The organism is Simplicispira metamorpha (assembly GCF_004341365.1).
Classification (GTDB): Bacteria; Pseudomonadota; Gammaproteobacteria; order Burkholderiales; family Burkholderiaceae_C; genus Simplicispira; species Simplicispira metamorpha.
Window position 1 is genome coordinate 1 of sequence record NZ_SLXH01000005.1, and the last position, 17999, is coordinate 17999.

The window sequence follows — 17999 nt, forward strand, 5'->3', positions numbered from 1 at the left end:
AGCCTGGCCAGCCAAGACCAGACCACGGGCATCGACCAGATCAACCAGGCCATGGTGCAGATGGACCAGGTCACGCAGTCCAACGCCGCGCTGGTGGAAGAGGCGGCAGCGGCCGCGCAGTCGCTGGAGCACCAGGCGCAGACGCTGGTGCAGGTAGTGAGCGTTTTCAAGACCGGCGCGTCCGGTCAGCGGGCCTTGGCAGGCTGAACGCCTGGGGGCCGGGGCAGATTTGGCACACACAGGAGAACCACAGATGGCTTATTTCCAATGGGCAGATGACATGGTGATCGACAACGGCCCCATCGACCAAGACCACCGCAAGCTGGTGGAACAGGTCAATGCCCTGCACACCGCCACCACGGAGGGGCGCGGCCAGGAGGTGGTGGGCGCGCTGCTGGAGGCGCTGATCCACGACACGGTGCAGCACATCCAGCGCGAAGAGCAGCAGATGGCGGCCCTGGGCTATCCGCACCTGGAGCAGCACCAAAAAGGGCACGCGCTGTTTGTGGCCGATCTGCACGGCCTGCGCACCAAGTACCAAAGCGGGGGCATTACCGTGGCGGCGCAGCTCTCGACGCTGCTGCGCGACTGGCTGTCGCTGCACATCCGGCGCTACGACAAGGAGATGGTGGGTTTCATCCGGCAAAAAGACCGCGAGGGCCGGACAGTGGCGCATTCGCGGCGCCCGGCTGCGCTACTGAATTAGTAGCTGCTTGCGCCCATTGGACGGGCGCTTGAAGCTGTTTTGGCTTGAAATCAGCGCGGCGCCAGCACGGCCATGGTGATGCGCGATACGCAGGTCAGTTCACCCGCGTCGTTGACCATGTCGATCTGCCAGACCTGCGTGGTGCGCCCCACATGCACGGCGCGGGCCGTGCCCGTGACCCAGCCGCTGGTGGCTGCGCGGATGTGGTTGGCGTTGATGTCCAGGCCCACCACACGGTGGCCTTCGGGGCTGGCGTAGTTGGCACCCATGGAGCCCAGCGTCTCGGCCAGCACCACGCTGACGCCGCCGTGCAGCAGGCCAAACGGCTGCTTGGTGCGGTGGTCCACCGGCACGCGGCCGCGCAAAAAATCATCGCCCACCTCGGTAATTTCAATGCCCAGGTGCGAGATGGCGGTGTTGGCGCCAGACTGTTGGATGGCGGCCAGGGAGAGGGGTTTTTTCCAGATCGGCATGGGTTTTCTTCAGGCGGTGGCGGGTCACAACAAGGCGGCATTATCTGGCGCAGGGGGCACCGGCCCTGTCACTTGCGCGCCCCCGGGCCGGGGGGCGCCGCAGGCCGGGGCGGGCACTGCGGCAGGGGCGGCGTGGCGCTGGGCGTCAGCGCATCAACGCATCAACGCATCAACGCATCAACCGCGCATGGTGCCGGTTTCGACAAAGCGCTGGTGCCACGACAGCGCTTCGGGCAGCAGGTGCGGCGTGTGCTGGCCACCGCCGCTGTGGCGCGCGCGCTCCAGGTAGTCGCGCAGGGCGGGGCGAAAGTCCGGGTGGGCGCATTTGTCGATGATGAGTTCGGCGCGCTGCGTGGGCGAGAGGCCGCGCAAATCGGCCAAGCCCTGCTCGGTGACGATGACCTGCACATCGTGCTCGGTGTGGTCCACGTGCGAGGCCATGGGCACGATGCACGAGATGGCACCGCCCTTGGCCACCGAGGGCGTCATGAAGAACGACAGGTAGCCGTTGCGCGCAAAGTCGCCCGAGCCGCCGATGCCGTTCATGATGCTGGTGCCCATGATGTGCGTGGAGTTGACGTTGCCGTAGATGTCGGCCTCGATCATGGCGTTCATGGCGATCACGCCCAGGCGGCGCACCAGCTCGGGGTGGTTGCTGATCTCTTGCGGGCGCAGCACGATGCGCTGGCGGTAGAAGTCGATGTTGCGCGTGAAGTCTTCCAGCGCCGCCGGGCTCAGCGACAGCGCCGTGGCCGAGGCGCTGGCCAGCTTGCCGCTGCGCAGCATGTCCAGCATGCCGTCTTGCAGCACTTCGGTGTAGGCGGTGAGGTTCTCAAACGGCCCTTGGTTCAACCCGGCCAGCACCGCGTTGGCGATGTTGCCCACGCCCGATTGCAGCGGCAGCAGGTTGGCGGGCAGGCGGCCCAGCTTCACCTCCTGCTGCATGAACTCGATGATGTGCCCGGCAATCTGCTCGGACACCGCATCGGGTGCGGCAAACGTGGAGTTGCGGTCGGACTGGCTGGTGTGCACCACGGCAATCACCTTGCTCAGGTCGCAGCGCAGGTAGGGCTCGCCAATGCGCTCATCGGGCGCGGTCATGGGGATGGGCTTGCGGTGCGGCGGGCGGTCGGTGCCGTAGTAGATGTCGTGCATCCCTTCCAGGCCGGGGTTTTGCAGGTCGTTGACCTCCAGGATGATTTTGTCGGCCTGGTCCAGCCAGGTCTTGTTGTTGCCCACCGAGGACGACGGAATCAGGCGCCCGTCGGGCAGCACGCCGGCCACCTCCACCACCGCCACATCGAGCTTGCCCAGAAAACCGAACCAGACAAACTGCGCCATGTGCGAGAGGTGGATGTCCATGTACTGCATCTGCCCGGCATTGATGCGCTGGCGGCAGGCCGGGTCGGACTGGTAGGGCATGCGCATTTCAATGCCGCCGACCTTGGCCAGCGCGCCGTCCAGCTCTGGCGCCGTGGAGGCGCCCGTCCACAGGCCGATCTTGAACGGCTGGCCCTGGGCGTGCAGCGCCTCGATGCGCCGCGCCAGCGCCATGGGCACCGCCTTGGGGTAACCCGCGCCGGTAAAACCGCTCATGCCCACATTGGCACCGGCAGGAATAAGCGCTGCCGCCTCGTCGGCTGACATGACGCGCTGGAGAAAGTCTGGGTGGCGTACCCGATCGGCCAAGGACATGGAAAAACTCCGCAAGATGTGCTGGGCGCCGCAGGCTGCGGCGTGCGAAAGTTGCGGATTCTATCCGGCACACCTTGCGCTATCAGGGTTTGCCCTGACAGGGTTTTTACCGAGTCGGCGCGGCGGTGCCGGAGCGGTTGAGCAGCGCGTGCAACACGATGGCGCCAAACGTGGCGGTACCGATGCCGCCCAGGGCAAAGTCGCCAAACTTGAGCGTGAAATCGCCCGTGCCCAGGATGAGCGTGACAGCGGCCACGATGAGGTTTTTGTTGTCCGAGAAGTCCACCCGGTTGTCCACCCAGATTTTGGCCCCGGCCACGGCAATCAGCCCGAAAACGACGATGGAGACGCCGCCCATCACAGGCAACGGAATGGACTGGATCACGGCGCCAAACTTGGGCGAAAAGCCCAGCAGCACGGCAATCAGCGCCGCTGCCAAGAACACTGCGGTGGAGTAGATTTTGGTGGCCGCCATCACGCCGATGTTCTCGGCATAGGTGGTCACGCCGGTGCCGCCTGCTGCGCCACTGACCATGGTGGCAATGCCGTCACCAATGAAGGCGCGGCCCATGTATTGGTCGAGGTTCTTGCCGGTCATGGCCGTCACGGCCTTGATGTGGCCCAGGTTTTCGGCCACCAGAATCACCACCACGGGCGCAATCAGCAGCATGGCCGGGCCGCTGAACACGGGGGCCGAGAAGCTGGGCAGCCCCAGCCACGGCGCCGCTGCCACCGCCGACCCATCGAGCGCCTTGCCCAGGCCCAGGCCGTTGGCCAGCAGCGCATACAGCAGGCTGGAGACGATCAGGCCCACCAGAATCAGCAAGCGCTGCACCATGCCGCGCGTGAGCACCGCCACCAGCCCGACGCAGACAAACGTCAGCGCCTGCATCCAGCTGTCAAAGTTGCTGGCGGCCATGTTCTTGACCGGAATGCCCGCCAGGTTCAGCCCGATCACCGCCACCACGGCGCCCGTGACCACGGGCGGCATGAAGCGCTCGATCCAGCCCGTGCCCAGCACCTGCACCACCACGCCAATGAGCGTGTAGATCAGGCCGCAGGCGATGATGCCGCCCAGCGCCAGGCCGATTTGTGCGTTGGGGCCTTTGCCGCCATAGGCCGTGGCGGCAATCACCACGCCGATGAAGGCAAAGCTCGAACCCAGGTAGCTGGGCACCTTGCCGCCGGTAATCAAAAAGAAGATCAGCGTGCCGATGCCGCTCATCAAAATGGCCAGGTTGGGGTCAAACCCCATCAGGATGGGCGCCAGCACGGTGGAGCCAAACATGGCAATCACGTGCTGCACGCCCATGGCGCCCGTTTGCGCCCAGGGCAGGCGCTCGTCGGGGCCGATCACGCCGCCTTGCAGTAGTACATCCGCGCTTTTCTCGCGCCATTTCAGCAGTCCCATGGTGGTTTTCCAGATGGTGAAAGGCTGAAATGCTACGCCCAAATGCGACAAGGACGGCCATGCCGTCCTTGTTTTTTGCTATTTATTCAATAGCTGTTAGCGCTTACCGTGCGTGGCTTTGAGGCCAGAAAGACCTAAAAACCATGCCACACGGTGTGGCGCCCGTGGTTCAGGCCACGCTGCGGGCGGGCAGCACGGTGCCACGGCATTCGCCAAAACCGATGCGTGCCGCACCGGCTTTTTCGCACCAGCCGCGCAGGATGACGGTGTCGCCATCTTCCAGGAAGCCGCGCTGCTCGTCGGGGGCGCCAGGGCCGCTCAGGGTGACGGGCTCACGGCCCCCCTTGGTCAGCTCGATCAGGGCGCCGGCCTCGGAGGGCGTGGGGCCGGAGATGGTGCCCGAGCCCAGCAGGTCGCCGGGCTGCAGGTTGCAGCCGCCCACGGTGTGGTGGGCCACCATTTGCGCAGCCGTCCAATACTGGTGGCGGAAGCTCGTTTGCGACACGCGCACCGGGCCAGCGCCCGCAGCGGTGCGCTGGGGCGTTTGCAGCAGCACTTCGAGCTGGATGTCCAGCGCGCCCTCGGCGTTGTTGCTGGCGTCATCGAGGTAGGGCAGTGGCTTGGGATCGGCAGCGGGGCGCTCCCAGGCCTGACGGTAGGGGGCCAGGGCCTCCATGGTCACGATCCAGGGCGAGACGGTGGTGGCAAAGTTCTTGGCCAGGAACGGGCCCAGGGGCTGGTATTCCCAGGCCTGGATGTCGCGCGCCGACCAGTCGTTGAGCAAGCAAATGCCGAAGATGTGCTGGTCGGCTTCGCCCAGGGCAATGGCCTCGCCCAGCGCGTTGCCCTGGCCGATGTACATGCCGACTTCCAGCTCATAGTCCAGGCGCTTGCATGGGCCGAACTCGGGGGCCGTGGCACCGGCGGGCATGTATTGGCCCAACGGGCGGCGCACTTCCTGGCCACTGACGCCAATGCTGGAGACGCGGCCGTGGTAGCCCACGGGAATCCAGCGGAAGTTGGGCAGCACGGGGTCGGTGCCGTTGTCGCCGCGCATGATCTTGCCGATGTTGGCCGAGTGGTGGACGGAGGTGTAGAAGTCGGTGTAGTCGCCGATTTGTGCGGGCACGTTGTACTCCACGGCCACTTGCGGCACCAGGCAGCTGCGCAGGGCTTCGACCTTGGGGCCTTCAGCGCCTTCCTTGAGCAGGTCGAACAGGCCGTGGCGCAGCGCTTGCCAGGCCTTGGGGCCCAGGGCCATCAGCACGTTGAGGTTGTGGTAAGCGCCAGCCAGGGCGGCTTCTGCGGCCAAACCTTCGAGGCAGCCCACCACCACCACCCGGGCCAGGTCGATCACCTGGTCGCCAATGGCCACGCCACCGCGAAACGCTTCGTCTTCCTGGTAGTGGCGGAACACGGCCAGGGGCAGGTTCTGGATGGGGAAGTCGGTGCCGGGCGTATTGGCCGAGGCCACCCAGCTGCGGGCTGCGGGATCGTGGGTGTGGTTCAGTGCGGTCATGCGATCAGACTTTCTGGGTAAAAAAGAGGGTGGCTTGGGCGATGGCCGGGCCACGGTGCCGTACCAGGTGTCGCGCGCGACACCTGTCGCCCACATTGTGGTGCCTGCGGCGCCGGGCTAAAGGGGCAATCAGCGGGGGATTTTGCCGGGGAATCGGCGGCATCAGGTGCGCTGCACAAACACCAGCACAAAGCGTGTGCCGCTGGCGTCGCTGTCCACCCGCACACTGCCGCCGTGCAGCTGCATGATGGAGCGCACGATGGCCAGCCCCAAGCCACCCGAGTCGCCCGGCTGCGCGCGTGCCGGGTCGCAGCGGTAAAAGCGGTCAAACAACCGGGGCAGGTGCTCGGGGGCGATGGGGGTTCCCTGGTTACTCACGGTGATCTCGGTGCCGCCCGCGCATGGCCCGCTGGCGATGCGCACAGGGCTGTCGGCGCTGCCGTAGCGCAGGGCGTTGGCAATCAGGTTGGCCAGTGCGCGGCGCAGCAGCTGCGGGTCGGCGTGCAGCGTGCCGTGGGCCGCGTTGACCAGCACGATGCCGCGCTCCTCGGCCATGCCCTCGAAGTAGTCGCACAACTGCGCCACCGTGTCTTGCAGCGCGACGGGTGCGCGGTCCACGGCGGCATCGGGCTGCTCGGCGCGGGCCAGAAACAGCATGTTGTCGATCATGCGAGCCAGGCGCTCGTACTCTTCCAGGTGCGAGGCCAGCAGGCTTTGGTACTCCTGGGGCGGACGTTCTTTGCGCAAGGCCCACTGGGTGTGGCCCAGCAGGTTGTTCAAGGGCGTGCGCATCTCGTGCGCCAGGTCTTCAGAAAAGCGCGACAGGCGGCCAAAACCGTCCTCCAGGCGCGCCAGCATGTGGTTCAGGGCCTGGCCCAGGTGCTGCAACTCGTGCACCTGCTCAAACCCCTCCACGCGCAGGTGCAGGTGCTGTACGTCGATGGCGGCGGCGCGCGCTGCCAGGTCACGCACCGGGCGCAGGCTGCGCTGGCTCAGCGCCCAGCCCAGTGCAAACGCCAGCAGCGCGCCCGTGCCCAGCGCCAGCCACAGCTTGGTGCGGTAGGCGGCTAGCATCTGCGTGCGCTCGGCCAGCAGCTTGCCAGCCACCAGCGTCAGGTCGCGATCCCCGTGGCGCACATGCAGCCAGGCCAACCGCGAGGGCACAGCGCCGCCGCCTTCGCCCAATTGCACGGCAGCGTGGCGCGCCAGCACTGGCACGGCCAGATGCGCCGGGTTGACCTCGATGAGCGGCTGGCCCGCACTGTCGAGCACCCACAGCAGGTTCTCGCGGTTGCCCAGCATGTTGGCGTAGAGCTGGGGGCGCAGTTGCAGGGCTTCGATGCTGGCGGTGTCGTCCAGCAGCGCGCGCATGCGCTCGATGCGCCCCACCAGCGCCTGGTCGTCACGCCAGGCAATTTCGCGCTCCAGCGACTGGTACAGGTACAGGCCCAGCACGCCCAGCACCAGGGCACTGGCCAGGGCAAACAGCAGCGCCAGCCGCAGGGCCAGCGCGCGCGGCCACAGCCTCATGCCGGCACCTCCAGCGTGTAGCCCATGCCGCGCACGGTGTGGATCAGCTTGAGCGGGTAGGGGTCATCCACCTTGGCGCGCAGGCGCCGGATGGCGACATCCACCACGTTGGTGTCGCTGTCAAAGTTCATGTGCCAGACCTGCGAGGCGATCTGCGCGCGCGAGAGCACCTCGGCCTCGCGGCTGATCAGCAGGTGCAGCAGCGCAAACTCTTTGTTGGTCAGCGTGATGCGCTCGCCCGCCCGCGTGACGCGCCGGCGCAGCACATCGAGCTGCAAATCGGCCACCTGGAACTGGGCCACCTCGCGCGGCGGCCCCCGGCGCAGCAAGGTGCGCACGCGCGCCAGCAGCTCGGCGTACGAAAACGGCTTGACCAGGTAGTCGTCTGCACCCAGCTCCAGGCCCCTGACGCGGTCTTCCACGGCGTCGCGCGCCGTCAGGAACAGCACGGGCGTCTGGCTGATGCGCCGGATGATCTGCAACAGCTGCCAGCCGTCGATGCCCGGCAGCATCACGTCCAGGATGACCAGGTCGAACGCGCTCTCCTGCGCCAGAAACTGGCCGTCGATGCCGTTGTGCGCCACCTCGACCAGATACCCCGATTCGCCCAGTGCCTTGCGCAGGTAGTCTGCGGCCTTGACCTCGTCTTCCACCACCAATATGCGCATGTGCGTATGCCTCCAGGGGGCCAAGGTTAGGCGCATTCGGTGCGGGCGGGGATGACAATTTTGTAATCCCCGTGCCATCGTTTTGACGGGGTGGGATGGGCACCATCACAGGTCTTCGCTGTCCGAAGCCCCTGAAAGGAACCCGCCCATGCTGTTGCGCACTGTCCCCCTGACCTTGACCGCCTTTGCGCTGTGCGCCTGCGCCGCCACCAGCGCCCTGGCAGCTCCGCCCGCACCGGCGCCCATCGCACACCAGCCCAATGTCTCGCTGGCACTGGCCAATGCGCTGGTCCATGCCACCTTGGCCGCCTGCCACGCCGAAGGCCGCTCCGCCGTGGCAGCGGTGGTAGACCGGGGCGGCAACCTGATCGCCGTGCAGCGCGATGACAGCGTGGGCCCGCACAACACCGAGGCAGCGCAACGCAAGGCGTTCACCGCGCTATCGACCAAGACGCCCACGCGCCTGCTGGCCACCAACGCCCGGGCCAACCCCGATGCGCACAACCTCAACACCATCGGCTCCTTGCTGCTGATCGGCGGCGGTGTGCCGCTGACCATGGGCAAGGACGTGATTGGCGCCATCGGCGTGGGCGGCGCGGGCGGTGCCGCGCAGGACGAAGCCTGCGCCCTCCAGGCCATCGCCCAAGTGATGCCCAGTGCAGCACCTGCGCCAGCCCCCTGATTTTGTGACGACTGACCCGCTTTCTCCCTCAACCGCAACCCCAAGAAACCTGACCATGACCTCTTCTTTCAAATCCCTGTGCGCTGGCATCGCTTTGTGCGGTGCTTCTGCCATCGCCTTTGCCGCGGGCAACCCCCTGAGCGTGCACGTGCTCAACCTGCAAGACGGCTTGCCCTCGCCGGGCGTGAAAGTGCTGCTGGAAAAACAAAGCGGCAAGGATTGGACAGCCCTGCACAGCGGCACCACCAACGAGCAAGGCCGCATCACGGCCCTCTTCCCCGAAGGCAAGGCCATGGAAAAAGGCACCTACCGCGTCACCTTCCAGACCGGCGATTGGTTTGCCAAAAACAAGGCCAGCACCTTTTTTCCTGAAGTGCCCGTGATCTTTGCCGCAGATGGCACCGTGCCCCACTACCACATCCCGCTGCTGCTGAGCCCCTACGGCTTCTCGACCTACCGCGGCAACTGAGGCGGCGCGCCAGGCCCAGTGCGATCGCCGGTGCCGGGCGGGTGCGCAGGGAACTTCAACGCGCGGCGGGACGCCAGTTCACCAGCACGATCCCTGCGGCCACCAGCACCAGCGCCCCCACCAGGGGCAGCGTGACCGGCTCGCCCAGCCACCAAGCGCCAAACAGCAGCGCAAACACCGGCGTGAGGAAGACGAACACCGAAATTTTCGTGGCGGGGTAATGCGCCAGCATCCACATCCAGGCCAGGTAGCTGGCAAACGCCCCGACCAGCGCCTGCACCAGCAGCGAGGTGGCAGCAAAGGCGCTGATATCCAGGCTCCAGCGCTCGCCCAGCGCCAGCGACACCAGCGGCAGCACCGCCGTGCTCACGGCCACCTGATAGAACAGCTGCTTTTCCGGGGCGATGCCGCCCAAAGGCGTGCTGCGGATGACAACCGTGGTCAGCGCCCAGAGCAGGCCGCCCAGCAGCCCCAGCACATCGCCCAGCCAAGCCAGCGGCTGCGCTGCACGGGCTGCGCCCCACAGGCCATCGCCCAGCGCCCAGGTCACGCCCATGAAGGCAGCCGCCAGCCCCAGCCATTGCAGGCCCCGCAAGCGCTCGCCGGGCACAAAATGCGGCAGCAGCAGCGCCACCCAAAAAGGCGCGCTGTACAAAAACACCGTCAGGCGCGAGGCGGTGGTGTAGCGCAGCCCCGTGTACAGGCAAACAAACTCTGCGGCAAACAACGCACCGGCCAACAGACCCGGGCCCAGCGCGTGGTCGCGCCGCCACAGCGCAATGCCACGCCAGCGGCACCACAGCACCAGGGCCAGCGTGGCCAGGGCAAAACGCACAAAAGCCTGGAACACCGGTGCCACTTCTGCCACAGTGGCCTTGACCAGCACCTGCTGCAAGCCCCAGAACAGGCAGCAAGCCAACAACAGCGACATCGCCAGGGCATCAAGGTGGGATTTGCGGGCAAAAGGCATGCGGCATTATCCAATGCAGACCAGCGCACTGGCGGACATGTTCAGACACACCTGCCGCAGCAGGCGCGCGGTACACTTTGCGCCTTCAGAGCGCATCTTTTTTTGCCCCTCCCTAACGCACCAGTCCACCCCATGGCCATTGACACTGCGGGCCAGTCCCGCGCCAGCTTTGACCTCAAGAGCGCTTCGCTGCCGGTGGTGGCTGTGGTGCTCAAGACCACCAACACCGAGGTGCTGGCTGCAGACCTGGCCCGGCGCCTGGCAGACGACCCCGGTTTTTTCGACAACGACCCCGTGCTGATTGATCTGGCACCGGTGCGCGATGCCGACGAACCCATCGACTTTGCTGCGGTGTCGGCCCTCTTGCGCCAACACCACACGCTGCCCGTGGCCGTGCGCGGCGGCAGCCCGGCGCAGATGGAAGCGGCGCACGCTGTGGGCCTGGTGGCAGCCCCCGAGGCGCCACCGGCGCGTGTGCAACCCACACCGTCCGACCCCGCCCCCACGCCAACCGAAGCAACCCACACAGTAGAGGTGGTCGAGGTGGTGCGCGAAGTGCCCATCCCGGGCCCCGGCACCGTGGTGGTGGACAAGCCCTTGCGCTCGGGCCAGCAGGTGTATGCGCGCGGCGCTGATCTGGTGGTGCTGGCCATGGTGAGCTTTGGCGCTGAAGTGATTGCCGATGGCAACGTCCACGTCTACGCCCCACTGCGCGGGCGCGCCATTGCCGGAGCGCGCGGCGACACCAGCGCCCGCATTTTTACGACCTGCATGGAGCCCCAGCTGGTCTCCATTGCCGGCATCTACCGCACCACCGAAGTGGCCATACCTGCCGAGATTGCCGGCAAGCCCGCCCAGGTGCGACTCGATGGCGAAAAACTGCTCATTGAACCGCTATGAGCCTGTTTTTTCAGCTGCCCCCATTTCACAGGAATCTCAACCCATGACCAAAATTGTCGTCGTGACTTCTGGCAAAGGTGGCGTGGGCAAAACCACCACCAGCGCCGCCTTTTCATCGGGCCTGGCGCTGCGCGGCCACAAAACCGCCGTGATCGACTTTGACGTCGGCCTGCGCAACCTCGACCTCATCATGGGCTGTGAGCGGCGCGTGGTGTACGACATCATCAACGTCATCCAGGGCGAAGCCAACTTGAACCAGGCGCTCATCAAGGACAAGCAGTGCGACAACCTGTTCATCCTGGCCGCCTCGCAAACGCGCGACAAGGATGCGCTGGTGCTTGAAGGCGTGGGCAAAGTGCTCAAAGACCTGGCAGCCATGGGGTTTGAGTACATCGTGTGCGACTCGCCCGCTGGCATCGAAAGCGGCGCCCTCATGGCCATGCACTTTGCCGATGAGGCCCTGGTCATCACCAACCCCGAGGTGTCATCGGTGCGCGACTCCGATCGCATTCTGGGCATGCTGGGCTCCAAAACGAAACGCGCTATCGACGGCGGCGAGCCCATCAAAGAGCACCTGCTGATCACGCGCTACAACCCGGGCCGGGTCGAAGATGGCCACATGCTGTCGCTGGAAGACATCCAGGATATTTTGCGCATTCCGCTCATCGGTGTGATTCCCGAATCCGAGGCGGTGCTGCAAGCGTCCAACCAGGGCCTGCCCGCCATCCACCTCAAAGGCACTGACGTGGCCGAGGCCTACCAGGACGTGGTGGCACGCTTTCTGGGCGAAGAACGGCCGCTGCGTTTCACGGATGCGCAAAAACCCAGCTTCTTCAAGCGCATCTTTGGCGGAAGGTAGGCTGGTCATGTCTTTGCTGTCCCTGTTTCTCGGAGAAAAAAAGACCTCCGCCACCGTCGCCCGCGAGCGCCTGCAAATCATCCTGGCGCACGAGCGCACGGGCCGCAGCGCCGAGATCCCTGACTACCTGCCCGCGTTGCAACGCGAGTTGCTGGAGGTGATCTCCAAATACGTCTCCATCAGCCTCAATGACATCAAGGTCAACCTGGAACGCCAGGAAAACCTGGAGGTGCTGGAAGTGAAGATCGAGCTGCCCGAAGTCGGGCGCTGACCCCTATCGGGGCCTGCACAGGCCGTTTGCAGCAGTCAGAGCGGGTGCTCGGTGTAAAAGCGCCCGCCGTGGTAGAGCAGCGGCGCGGCGTCTGCGCGGTGGGTGCAGCGCTCCACTTCACCGACAAAAATCACGTGGTCGCCTTCGTCGTAGCGGCTGCGGTTGAAGCACTCGAACGTGGCCAGCGCACCATCGAGCAGCGGCGCACCGCTCACGCCGGGCGTGTGCGCCACCCCGGCCCAGCGGTCTTCTGTGCGCGAGGCAAAGCGCTCGGCCAGCGCCTTCTGATCGGCACACAGCACGTTGATGGCGTAGTGCGATCCTGCGGCAAACACCGGCATGGAAGCGGCCTTGTGCGCCAGGCTCCACAGCACCAGGGGTGGTGTCAGTGACACCGAATTGAAAGAACTGGCCGTGAGCCCCACCAACTCACCGGCGGCGCTGCGGGCCGTGACGATGGTCACCCCCGTGGCAAACATGCCCAAGGCATCGCGAAACTCACGGTGAGAAAAACTGGGTGGACGGGGCAGTACAGAAGGCGACACAGGCAGGCGGAATCGAAAAGGGAAGCCCATTATCGTTGTGCTGTTGCGGGCGCGGGCAGAGCGACCCGTTTGCAATATGAACGACGTGGTTGCAAAACAACTTTGTCATTTATTTTTCAACCGCAATGAATAAGATGGCAACCATGCAAACGCCGCAACCCAAAGTCTCTTTCAAGGAGCAGATGCACCAGGCGCGTGAGGACGCAATCTTGCAGTCCACCTGCCGCCTGTTGAGCGACAAAGCCTACGACGCCATGACCATGGATGATGTGGCCCAGGCCGTGGGCATTGCCAAGGCCAGCCTGTATAAACATTTCTGTAGCAAGGAAGAGCTGTGCTGCGCGGCCATGGTGCAGATTTTGGGTCGCCTGCGCACTTTTCTGGACAGTCTGGCACCCGAGCAACCGCCGCTGGACAAGCTGCAAGCGCTGGTACGCTGGTCGCTACAGCGCTTGCTGGCCCACGAGATGCCGCTGCTGCCCAGCCGCAATTCATCGCTGCGCGCCGTCTTGATGGCCAACCCCAGCTACCTTGAGGGGCTGGTGGCCGTGAGTGACCAGGTGGGCCAGTGGATCACCCAGGCCCAGGCCCAAGGGGTGCTCGACCCGTCGCTGCCCCCGCTGGTGGTGCTTTACACGCTGTACGCCCGCGCCTGCGACCCGGTAGTGGGGTTTCTGAAAGAAGGCGGGCAGCACTCAGACGAAGAAATCATTGCGCTGGTGCTGCGCACCTGTTTTCAGGGGCTGGCGGCACGCTGAATCGGCCAGAAAAAAGCCCTGCACACAGGCAGGGCGGCGCGGATGGGGCGCAAACAGAAAGGCAGCAGCGCGATCAGCGCACCACCAGCACAGGCACCCGGCTGTTGGCCAGCACCTGGGTGGTGATGGAGCCCAGCACCAAGGTAGCCAGCGCGCCGTGGCCGTGCGAGCCCATCACCAGCAGATCGTATTTGTCGGCTTCAGCGGCGGCGGCAATGGTTTCGCCCACATGGCCCACTTTGCTGATGGTCTGGAGCTGAATGCCTTTTTGCCCAAGGAAAGTGCGCACGGGCTCCAGCACCTTTTGTGCCTCTTCTTCGTAGTAGCTTTCTACCAGGCCCTTGTCCAGCGCGGCGCGGGCACGTGTGGGCAGGGGCAGTTGCACGTTGATAGCGGTGTAGTTGTGCATGGTGCCCAGCAGTTCTTCGTGGGCAGCCAGATAGGCCAGCATTTTTTTGGTGTAGGGGCTGCCGTCAACGGCCAACAGAATGTTCATGCTTTTCTCCGAAAATGAAAGGTCAAGGCGTGCCAAACATCATACGGTGACGCAGCACTGCGGCAAGAAGCTTTCCTGTTCGGCTTTACGGGCATAGCCCAGCGGATTGGCCACCACCCGGCACTGCCAGGGCGCGCCACCGGGGTGCGTTCCTTGCACGGTGTAGTCAATGGGTGTGTGCAGGTGGCCGTGCAGCCACAGCTGCGCATGCGCCAGCAAATCGTCCAGTGCATTGCAAAAACCCGCCGTGCCCGGCACCAGGCCGTAGCGCGGATCGGCACTGCGCAGGCTGGGGGCAAAGTGCGTCACGGCCACGGTGGGCCCGGCAAACGGCTGGGCCAGGGCCGCGCCCAGCCACTCCTGGCAAGTCAGCGCCTGGGTACGCAGGGCCTCGGCCAGAAATGGCTCTCCGCCGCGCGTGCCGCCGGTTTTGCGCAGGTAGAAATTGGCCGCCCGAAAGGCCTTGTCGCGCAGGCGCAGGCGCCGTGTGAGGTCGGTGCAGCGCTCGTGCTCAGCCAGCGCATCAAAGTCGCTCCACAGCGTGGTGCCGACAAAGCGCACCCCGTCCAGCACCAGCGTTTCGCGCTCCAGCCAGTGCAGGCCCAGGCGGTCGCAGGCGCGGCGCAGGCGCAGGTGGGCGGCATCAAAATCCTGGGCGTCGTACTCGTGGTTGCCCGGCACAAAAATGACCGGCGTGGGCCAGCCCGCAAACTGCGGTAGCGGAGAAAACCGCGCCAGACCAAAGTCCCCATCGGACAGCAGCGAGCCGCTTTGGTACGAGCCGATGTCGCCCGCCAACACCAGCACATCGGCGCCGGGGGCGGGTTCGGGGGCAAAGTGCGGGTGGACTTCGAGGTGCAGGTCAGAGAGCAGCTGGATTTTCATTGGGATGGGGTCAGGGCAAAACAGGGCGTGCGCAGGATTCTGCCTTTGCTGTGGCGCACCGGGCGGCCACACGGCATCGGGCCTGCTGGCTGCACCGCCTTGGCAGGCAAAGCGTCTGCGCCACGGGCTGCCATCCGGCCCACCCGCCCCACAGGGCAGCGCGCCGCTCTTGATCTGCTATAAATTGAATAGCTTATCGCGCTTGCTGCATAAGGGCTGGCGGCTGTTTTGTCTTCAAAATTGGCATCGGCTGGCTAGAATGGCTGCCAGCCACCCTACAGGCCGCTCCCGCCCATGTACCCCCCCCTCTCCTTCACCGCCCCGGCGCTGGCTGCACTGCTCAGTCTGGGCTGCCTCAGCGCCCTGGCCGCCGACACCGACGCCAGCAGCGCCGCATCTGTGCCCGCCGCATCCGCCAGCACCGGCGCCCTGCACCCCATCGCCACGCTCGATCTGCCGCGCTACATGGGCACCTGGTTTGAAATTGCCAAATACCCCAACTGGTTCCAGAAGAAATGCACCGGCGCCACACAAGCCCAATACAGGCTGCAGCCAGACGACACGGTGCAGGTCATCAACCGCTGCAGACTGCAAAACGGTGTCTTGAACGAAGCCATGGGCGTGGCCCGGCAATTGGGCGCAGCCACCTCCGCCCAATTGCAGGTGCGCTTTGCCCCGGCGTGGCTGGGCTGGCTGCCCGGGGTGTGGGGTGATTACTGGGTGATCGACCTGGACGCGCAATACCAACTGGTGGCCGTGAGCGAGCCGAAAAAAGAGTACCTGTGGATTCTGGCCAGAACGCCGCAAGTCGATGCCGCCGCCTACCAGGCCCTGCTGCAGCGGCTGGCGGGCATGGGCTTTGACCTGGGTCGGCTCGAAACCTCGCCGCAGGACTGACTGCGGCTGCGCCCCAAAGCGTCATGCGCCCTTGGCCCGGACGCATGGCCACCGCCAGCCCCTCCCACCAGCGCCTACAAAAAAGCCGCCCGGCAGCACAAGGCGGCAGAGCGGCTTTTTGTGGGCAGGCGCCAGCGGCGCGCGCGGTGGATTACAGGGCGGCAATACGCTGCTCAAGGGCAGCCTTGGTTTGCAGCAGCTCTTGCGGCAGGTGGTAAGCCAGCTGCTCGAAGTGGGCGCTGTGCAGTTGCAGCTCGTCGGCCCAGGCGGCCTTGTCGATGCTGGTGACGGTGCCAAACTGCGCTGCCGAGAAGTCCAGCCCCGTCCAGTTGATTTCGCTGTACTGCGGGGCAATGCCCAGCGCCGTGTCCTGGCCGCTGGTCTGGCCTTCGATGCGGTCAATCATCCACTTGAGCACGCGCATGTTCTCGCCGTAGCCGGGCCAGACAAACTTGCCATCTTCACCCTTGCGGAACCAGTTGACGCAGAAGATCTTGGGCAGCGAGTGGCCCGTGGCTTCGAGCTTGTGCTCCATGTCCAGCCAGTGCTGGAAGTAGTCGCTCATGTTGTAGCCGCAGAACGGCAGCATGGCGAACGGATCGCGGCGCACCACGCCCTGAGCGCCAAAGGCGGCAGCGGTGGTTTCAGAGCCCATGGTGGCGGCCATGTACACGCCTTCCATCCAGGTGCGCGCCTCAGTGACCAGCGGCACCGTGGTGGAGCGGCGGCCACCGAACATGAAGGCATCAATGGCCACACCGTTGGCATCGTCCCACTGCGCGTCCAGCGCCGGGTTGTTGGTGGCGGCCACGGTAAAGCGCGAGTTGGGGTGGGCGGCCTTGGCGCCGGTTTCTTTGGCAATCTGCGGCGTCCAGTCGCGGCCTTGCCAGTCGATCAGGTGCTCGGGCACGGCACCGGTGTCTTTTTCCATGCCTTCCCACCACACATCGCCGTCGTCCGTGAGGGCCACGTTGGTGAAGATCACGTTCTTGTCCAGACTGCGCATGCAGTTGGGGTTGGTGTGCATGTTGGTGCCGGGGGCCACGCCAAAGTAACCGGCTTCGGGGTTGATGGCGTACATCTTGCCGTCGGCGTTGGGCTTGATCCAGGCGATGTCGTCACCGATGGTGGTGACCTTCCAGCCCGCAAAACCGGCCTCGGGCGGCACCAGCATCGAGAAGTTGGTCTTGCCGCAGGCGCTGGGGAAGGCGGCCGCGACGTGGTACTTCTTGCCCTCGGGATTGGTCACGCCCAGGATGAGCATGTGCTCGGCCAGCCAGCCCTGGTCACGGCCCATGGTCGAGGCGATGCGCAGCGCCAGGCACTTTTTACCCAGCAGCGCATTGCCGCCGTAGCCCGAGCCATACGACCAGATTTCGCGCGTTTCGGGGTAGTGAACGATGTACTTGGTGCTGGGGTTGCAGGGCCAGCTGGTGGTGTCTTTTTCGCCAGCGGCCAGCGGGGCGCCCACGGTGTGCATGCAAGGCACAAATTCGCCTTCCACGCCCAGCACGTCGTACACGGCCTTGCCCATGCGGGTCATCAGCTTCTGGTTCACGGCCACGTAGGCGCTGTCGGTCAGCTCCACGCCGATGTGGGCGATGTGGCTGCCCAGCGGGCCCATGGAGAACGGCACCACGTACATGGTGCGGCCCTTCATGCAGCCGTCAAACAGCGGTTGCAGCGTGGCGCGCATGTCGGCGGGGGCCATCCAGTTGTTGGTCGGGCCGGCGTCTTCTTTCTTCTCGGAGCAGATGTAGGTGCGGTCTTCAACGCGGGCCACGTCGGATGGGTCAGACCAGGCCAGGAAGCTGCCGGGGCGCTTGGCGGGGTTGAGCTTTTTGAAGGTGCCTGCATCGACGAGCTGCTGGCACAGGCGGTCGTACTCTTCCTGCGAGCCGTCGCACCAGTAGATGCTGTCGGGCTTGCACAGTGCAGCCATATCGGCAACCCAGGCGATCAGCTTGGCGTTCTTGACGTAGGCGGGGGCCTGAATATCCAGACCTTGCATGGAGGGGGCGTTCATCGGGGAGCTTCCTTCAATTAAAAAACCGGTTTTTCAAAGAAAACGCACCCTGGCGCGGGCTCAGGTGCGGTCTTTGAAAAAACGGCTTGGAACGCTATCGGCGGGCGGCAAGAGAATGAAGCTGCCCGCAGGCAAGGCAGCTTTACAAATGGCGCGGGTCGGCTGGGATGTCGATTTTATGAATCTGCCGCACTTTTGTCTGTCAGACAGTGGGCAAAAGTATGCAAACCGTGCATGAG

At 65.1% G+C, this 17999-nt stretch carries 21 protein-coding genes and 1 pseudogene; 11 read left to right on the forward strand and 11 right to left on the reverse strand.

Annotated elements, in window-relative coordinates; all coding sequences use genetic code 11:
* Positions 1–207 (forward strand): annotated as a pseudogene (locus EV674_RS03760) (methyl-accepting chemotaxis protein); the annotation flags it as partial.
* Positions 208–253: 46 nt separating this feature from the next.
* A complete protein-coding gene (locus tag EV674_RS03765; RefSeq protein WP_132750359.1) occupies positions 254–706 on the forward strand; it encodes a bacteriohemerythrin in 453 nt (150 codons plus the stop codon).
* A gap of 50 nt (positions 707–756) precedes the next feature.
* On the opposite strand, the gene EV674_RS03770 is transcribed toward EV674_RS03765, so the two are convergent.
* From EV674_RS03770 to fahA, 4 genes are all read right to left on the reverse strand, one after another.
* Positions 757–1179, reverse strand: coding sequence for a hotdog fold thioesterase (locus EV674_RS03770; protein ID WP_119012063.1), 423 nt, complete (start codon positions 1177–1179; stop codon positions 757–759).
* A gap of 177 nt (positions 1180–1356) precedes the next feature.
* Positions 1357–2874 (reverse strand): acetyl-CoA hydrolase/transferase family protein, encoded by a 1518-nt coding sequence (locus EV674_RS03775; RefSeq protein WP_119012064.1) that lies wholly within the window; start codon positions 2872–2874, stop codon positions 1357–1359.
* Positions 2875–2980: 106 nt separating this feature from the next.
* Positions 2981–4285, reverse strand: coding sequence for a solute carrier family 23 protein (locus EV674_RS03780; protein WP_119012201.1), 1305 nt, complete (start codon positions 4283–4285; stop codon positions 2981–2983).
* A 169-nt stretch (positions 4286–4454) separates the two neighbouring features.
* The gene (gene fahA, locus EV674_RS03785) at positions 4455–5804 is read right to left on the reverse strand and encodes a fumarylacetoacetase (protein WP_119012065.1); all 1350 of its coding nucleotides are present in this window, start codon (positions 5802–5804) and stop codon (positions 4455–4457) included.
* Between fahA and EV674_RS17895 the strand changes: the two genes are divergently transcribed.
* Positions 5803–5925 carry a hypothetical protein gene (locus EV674_RS17895; RefSeq protein WP_277749416.1) on the forward strand — a complete coding sequence of 41 codons (123 nt, stop codon included), beginning with the start codon at positions 5803–5805 and terminating at the stop codon, positions 5923–5925. The two genes, fahA and EV674_RS17895, sit on opposite strands and share 2 nt — an antisense overlap.
* Positions 5926–5966: 41 nt before the next feature.
* Here the strand turns inward: EV674_RS17895 and EV674_RS03790 are convergent, their stop codons facing one another.
* Both EV674_RS03790 and EV674_RS03795 read right to left on the reverse strand, forming a co-directional pair.
* On the reverse strand, positions 5967–7334 hold the full coding sequence (locus EV674_RS03790) for a heavy metal sensor histidine kinase (protein WP_119012066.1): 1368 nt from the start codon (positions 7332–7334) through the stop codon (positions 5967–5969).
* Positions 7331–8002: a heavy metal response regulator transcription factor gene (locus tag EV674_RS03795; protein ID WP_119012067.1), complete on the reverse strand. Its 672-nt coding sequence runs from the start codon at positions 8000–8002 to the stop codon at positions 7331–7333. Before EV674_RS03795 ends, EV674_RS03790 begins: the two co-directional genes overlap by 4 nt.
* Positions 8003–8150: 148 nt before the next feature.
* Between EV674_RS03795 and EV674_RS03800 the strand changes: the two genes are divergently transcribed.
* Together EV674_RS03800 and uraH are read left to right on the forward strand one after the other, a co-directional pair.
* On the forward strand, positions 8151–8684 hold the full coding sequence (locus tag EV674_RS03800) for a GlcG/HbpS family heme-binding protein (RefSeq protein ID WP_119012068.1): 534 nt from the start codon (positions 8151–8153) through the stop codon (positions 8682–8684).
* A 55-nt stretch (positions 8685–8739) separates the two neighbouring features.
* Positions 8740–9153 (forward strand): hydroxyisourate hydrolase, encoded by a 414-nt coding sequence (uraH, locus tag EV674_RS03805; protein WP_119012069.1) that lies wholly within the window; start codon positions 8740–8742, stop codon positions 9151–9153.
* A 55-nt stretch (positions 9154–9208) separates the two neighbouring features.
* On the opposite strand, the gene EV674_RS03810 is transcribed toward uraH, so the two are convergent.
* Complete coding sequence (locus EV674_RS03810) at positions 9209–10123, reverse strand: DMT family transporter (protein ID WP_119012070.1); 915 nt, start codon at positions 10121–10123, stop codon at positions 9209–9211.
* A gap of 132 nt (positions 10124–10255) precedes the next feature.
* Here EV674_RS03810 and minC point away from each other — a divergent pair, with 132 nt between their 5' ends.
* From minC to minE, 3 genes are read left to right on the forward strand one after another with little or no spacing between them, the layout of a single operon-like run.
* The gene (gene minC, locus EV674_RS03815; RefSeq protein ID WP_119012071.1) at positions 10256–11023 is read left to right on the forward strand and encodes a septum site-determining protein MinC; all 768 of its coding nucleotides are present in this window, start codon (positions 10256–10258) and stop codon (positions 11021–11023) included.
* A gap of 43 nt (positions 11024–11066) precedes the next feature.
* Positions 11067–11882 carry a septum site-determining protein MinD gene (gene minD, locus EV674_RS03820; RefSeq protein WP_119012072.1) on the forward strand — a complete coding sequence of 272 codons (816 nt, stop codon included), beginning with the start codon at positions 11067–11069 and terminating at the stop codon, positions 11880–11882.
* A 7-nt stretch (positions 11883–11889) separates the two neighbouring features.
* Positions 11890–12153 (forward strand): cell division topological specificity factor MinE, encoded by a 264-nt coding sequence (gene minE, locus EV674_RS03825; protein ID WP_119012073.1) that lies wholly within the window; start codon positions 11890–11892, stop codon positions 12151–12153.
* Between the two features lie 35 nt (positions 12154–12188).
* On the opposite strand, the gene EV674_RS03830 is transcribed toward minE, so the two are convergent.
* Complete coding sequence (locus EV674_RS03830; RefSeq protein ID WP_241524870.1) at positions 12189–12632, reverse strand: flavin reductase family protein; 444 nt, start codon at positions 12630–12632, stop codon at positions 12189–12191.
* Between the two features lie 200 nt (positions 12633–12832).
* Between EV674_RS03830 and EV674_RS03835 the strand changes: the two genes are divergently transcribed.
* Positions 12833–13456: a TetR/AcrR family transcriptional regulator gene (locus EV674_RS03835; protein ID WP_119012075.1), complete on the forward strand. Its 624-nt coding sequence runs from the start codon at positions 12833–12835 to the stop codon at positions 13454–13456.
* A gap of 73 nt (positions 13457–13529) precedes the next feature.
* Here EV674_RS03835 and EV674_RS03840 read toward each other — a convergent pair whose 3' ends face one another.
* Complete coding sequence (locus EV674_RS03840) at positions 13530–13952, reverse strand: universal stress protein (protein ID WP_119012076.1); 423 nt, start codon at positions 13950–13952, stop codon at positions 13530–13532.
* Between the two features lie 39 nt (positions 13953–13991).
* Positions 13992–14837 (reverse strand): metallophosphoesterase, encoded by an 846-nt coding sequence (locus EV674_RS03845; RefSeq protein WP_119012077.1) that lies wholly within the window; start codon positions 14835–14837, stop codon positions 13992–13994.
* A gap of 294 nt (positions 14838–15131) precedes the next feature.
* On the opposite strand from EV674_RS03845, the gene EV674_RS03850 reads away from it, so the two are divergent.
* Complete coding sequence (locus EV674_RS03850; protein ID WP_119012078.1) at positions 15132–15734, forward strand: lipocalin family protein; 603 nt, start codon at positions 15132–15134, stop codon at positions 15732–15734.
* Positions 15735–15885: 151 nt separating this feature from the next.
* Here the strand turns inward: EV674_RS03850 and EV674_RS03855 are convergent, their stop codons facing one another.
* Positions 15886–17760, reverse strand: a complete 1875-nt coding sequence (locus tag EV674_RS03855; RefSeq protein ID WP_119012079.1) for a phosphoenolpyruvate carboxykinase (GTP) — start codon at positions 17758–17760, stop codon at positions 15886–15888.
* On the opposite strand from EV674_RS03855, the gene EV674_RS03860 reads away from it, so the two are divergent.
* Positions 17744–17998 (forward strand): hypothetical protein, encoded by a 255-nt coding sequence (locus EV674_RS03860; protein ID WP_132750360.1) that lies wholly within the window; start codon positions 17744–17746, stop codon positions 17996–17998. The two genes, EV674_RS03855 and EV674_RS03860, sit on opposite strands and share 17 nt — an antisense overlap.
* Position 17999: the final 1 nt, after the last annotated feature.

Excerpts from the sequence above, each read along its gene's own strand:
- EV674_RS03765 (WP_132750359.1), top strand. The coding sequence starts at position 254 with ATGGCTTATTTCCAATGGGCAGATGACATGGTGATCGACAACGGCCCC.
- EV674_RS03770 (WP_119012063.1), bottom strand. The coding sequence starts at position 1,179 with ATGCCGATCTGGAAAAAACCCCTCTCCCTGGCCGCCATCCAACAGTCT.
- EV674_RS03775 (WP_119012064.1), bottom strand. The coding sequence starts at position 2,874 with ATGTCCTTGGCCGATCGGGTACGCCACCCAGACTTTCTCCAGCGCGTC.
- EV674_RS03780 (WP_119012201.1), bottom strand. The coding sequence starts at position 4,285 with ATGGGACTGCTGAAATGGCGCGAGAAAAGCGCGGATGTACTACTGCAA.
- EV674_RS17895 (WP_277749416.1), top strand. The coding sequence starts at position 5,803 with ATGCGATCAGACTTTCTGGGTAAAAAAGAGGGTGGCTTGGGCGATGGC.
- fahA (WP_119012065.1), bottom strand. The coding sequence starts at position 5,804 with ATGACCGCACTGAACCACACCCACGATCCCGCAGCCCGCAGCTGGGTG.
- EV674_RS03790 (WP_119012066.1), bottom strand. The coding sequence starts at position 7,334 with ATGAGGCTGTGGCCGCGCGCGCTGGCCCTGCGGCTGGCGCTGCTGTTT.
- EV674_RS03795 (WP_119012067.1), bottom strand. The coding sequence starts at position 8,002 with ATGCGCATATTGGTGGTGGAAGACGAGGTCAAGGCCGCAGACTACCTG.
- EV674_RS03800 (WP_119012068.1), top strand. The coding sequence starts at position 8,151 with ATGCTGTTGCGCACTGTCCCCCTGACCTTGACCGCCTTTGCGCTGTGC.
- uraH (WP_119012069.1), top strand. The coding sequence starts at position 8,740 with ATGACCTCTTCTTTCAAATCCCTGTGCGCTGGCATCGCTTTGTGCGGT.
- EV674_RS03810 (WP_119012070.1), bottom strand. The coding sequence starts at position 10,123 with ATGCCTTTTGCCCGCAAATCCCACCTTGATGCCCTGGCGATGTCGCTG.
- minC (WP_119012071.1), top strand. The coding sequence starts at position 10,256 with ATGGCCATTGACACTGCGGGCCAGTCCCGCGCCAGCTTTGACCTCAAG.
- minD (WP_119012072.1), top strand. The coding sequence starts at position 11,067 with ATGACCAAAATTGTCGTCGTGACTTCTGGCAAAGGTGGCGTGGGCAAA.
- minE (WP_119012073.1), top strand. The coding sequence starts at position 11,890 with ATGTCTTTGCTGTCCCTGTTTCTCGGAGAAAAAAAGACCTCCGCCACC.
- EV674_RS03830 (WP_241524870.1), bottom strand. The coding sequence starts at position 12,632 with ATGTTTGCCACGGGGGTGACCATCGTCACGGCCCGCAGCGCCGCCGGT.
- EV674_RS03835 (WP_119012075.1), top strand. The coding sequence starts at position 12,833 with ATGGCAACCATGCAAACGCCGCAACCCAAAGTCTCTTTCAAGGAGCAG.
- EV674_RS03840 (WP_119012076.1), bottom strand. The coding sequence starts at position 13,952 with ATGAACATTCTGTTGGCCGTTGACGGCAGCCCCTACACCAAAAAAATG.
- EV674_RS03845 (WP_119012077.1), bottom strand. The coding sequence starts at position 14,837 with ATGAAAATCCAGCTGCTCTCTGACCTGCACCTCGAAGTCCACCCGCAC.
- EV674_RS03850 (WP_119012078.1), top strand. The coding sequence starts at position 15,132 with ATGTACCCCCCCCTCTCCTTCACCGCCCCGGCGCTGGCTGCACTGCTC.
- EV674_RS03860 (WP_132750360.1), top strand. The coding sequence starts at position 17,744 with ATGGAGGGGGCGTTCATCGGGGAGCTTCCTTCAATTAAAAAACCGGTT.
- EV674_RS03855 (WP_119012079.1), bottom strand. The coding sequence starts at position 17,760 with ATGAACGCCCCCTCCATGCAAGGTCTGGATATTCAGGCCCCCGCCTAC.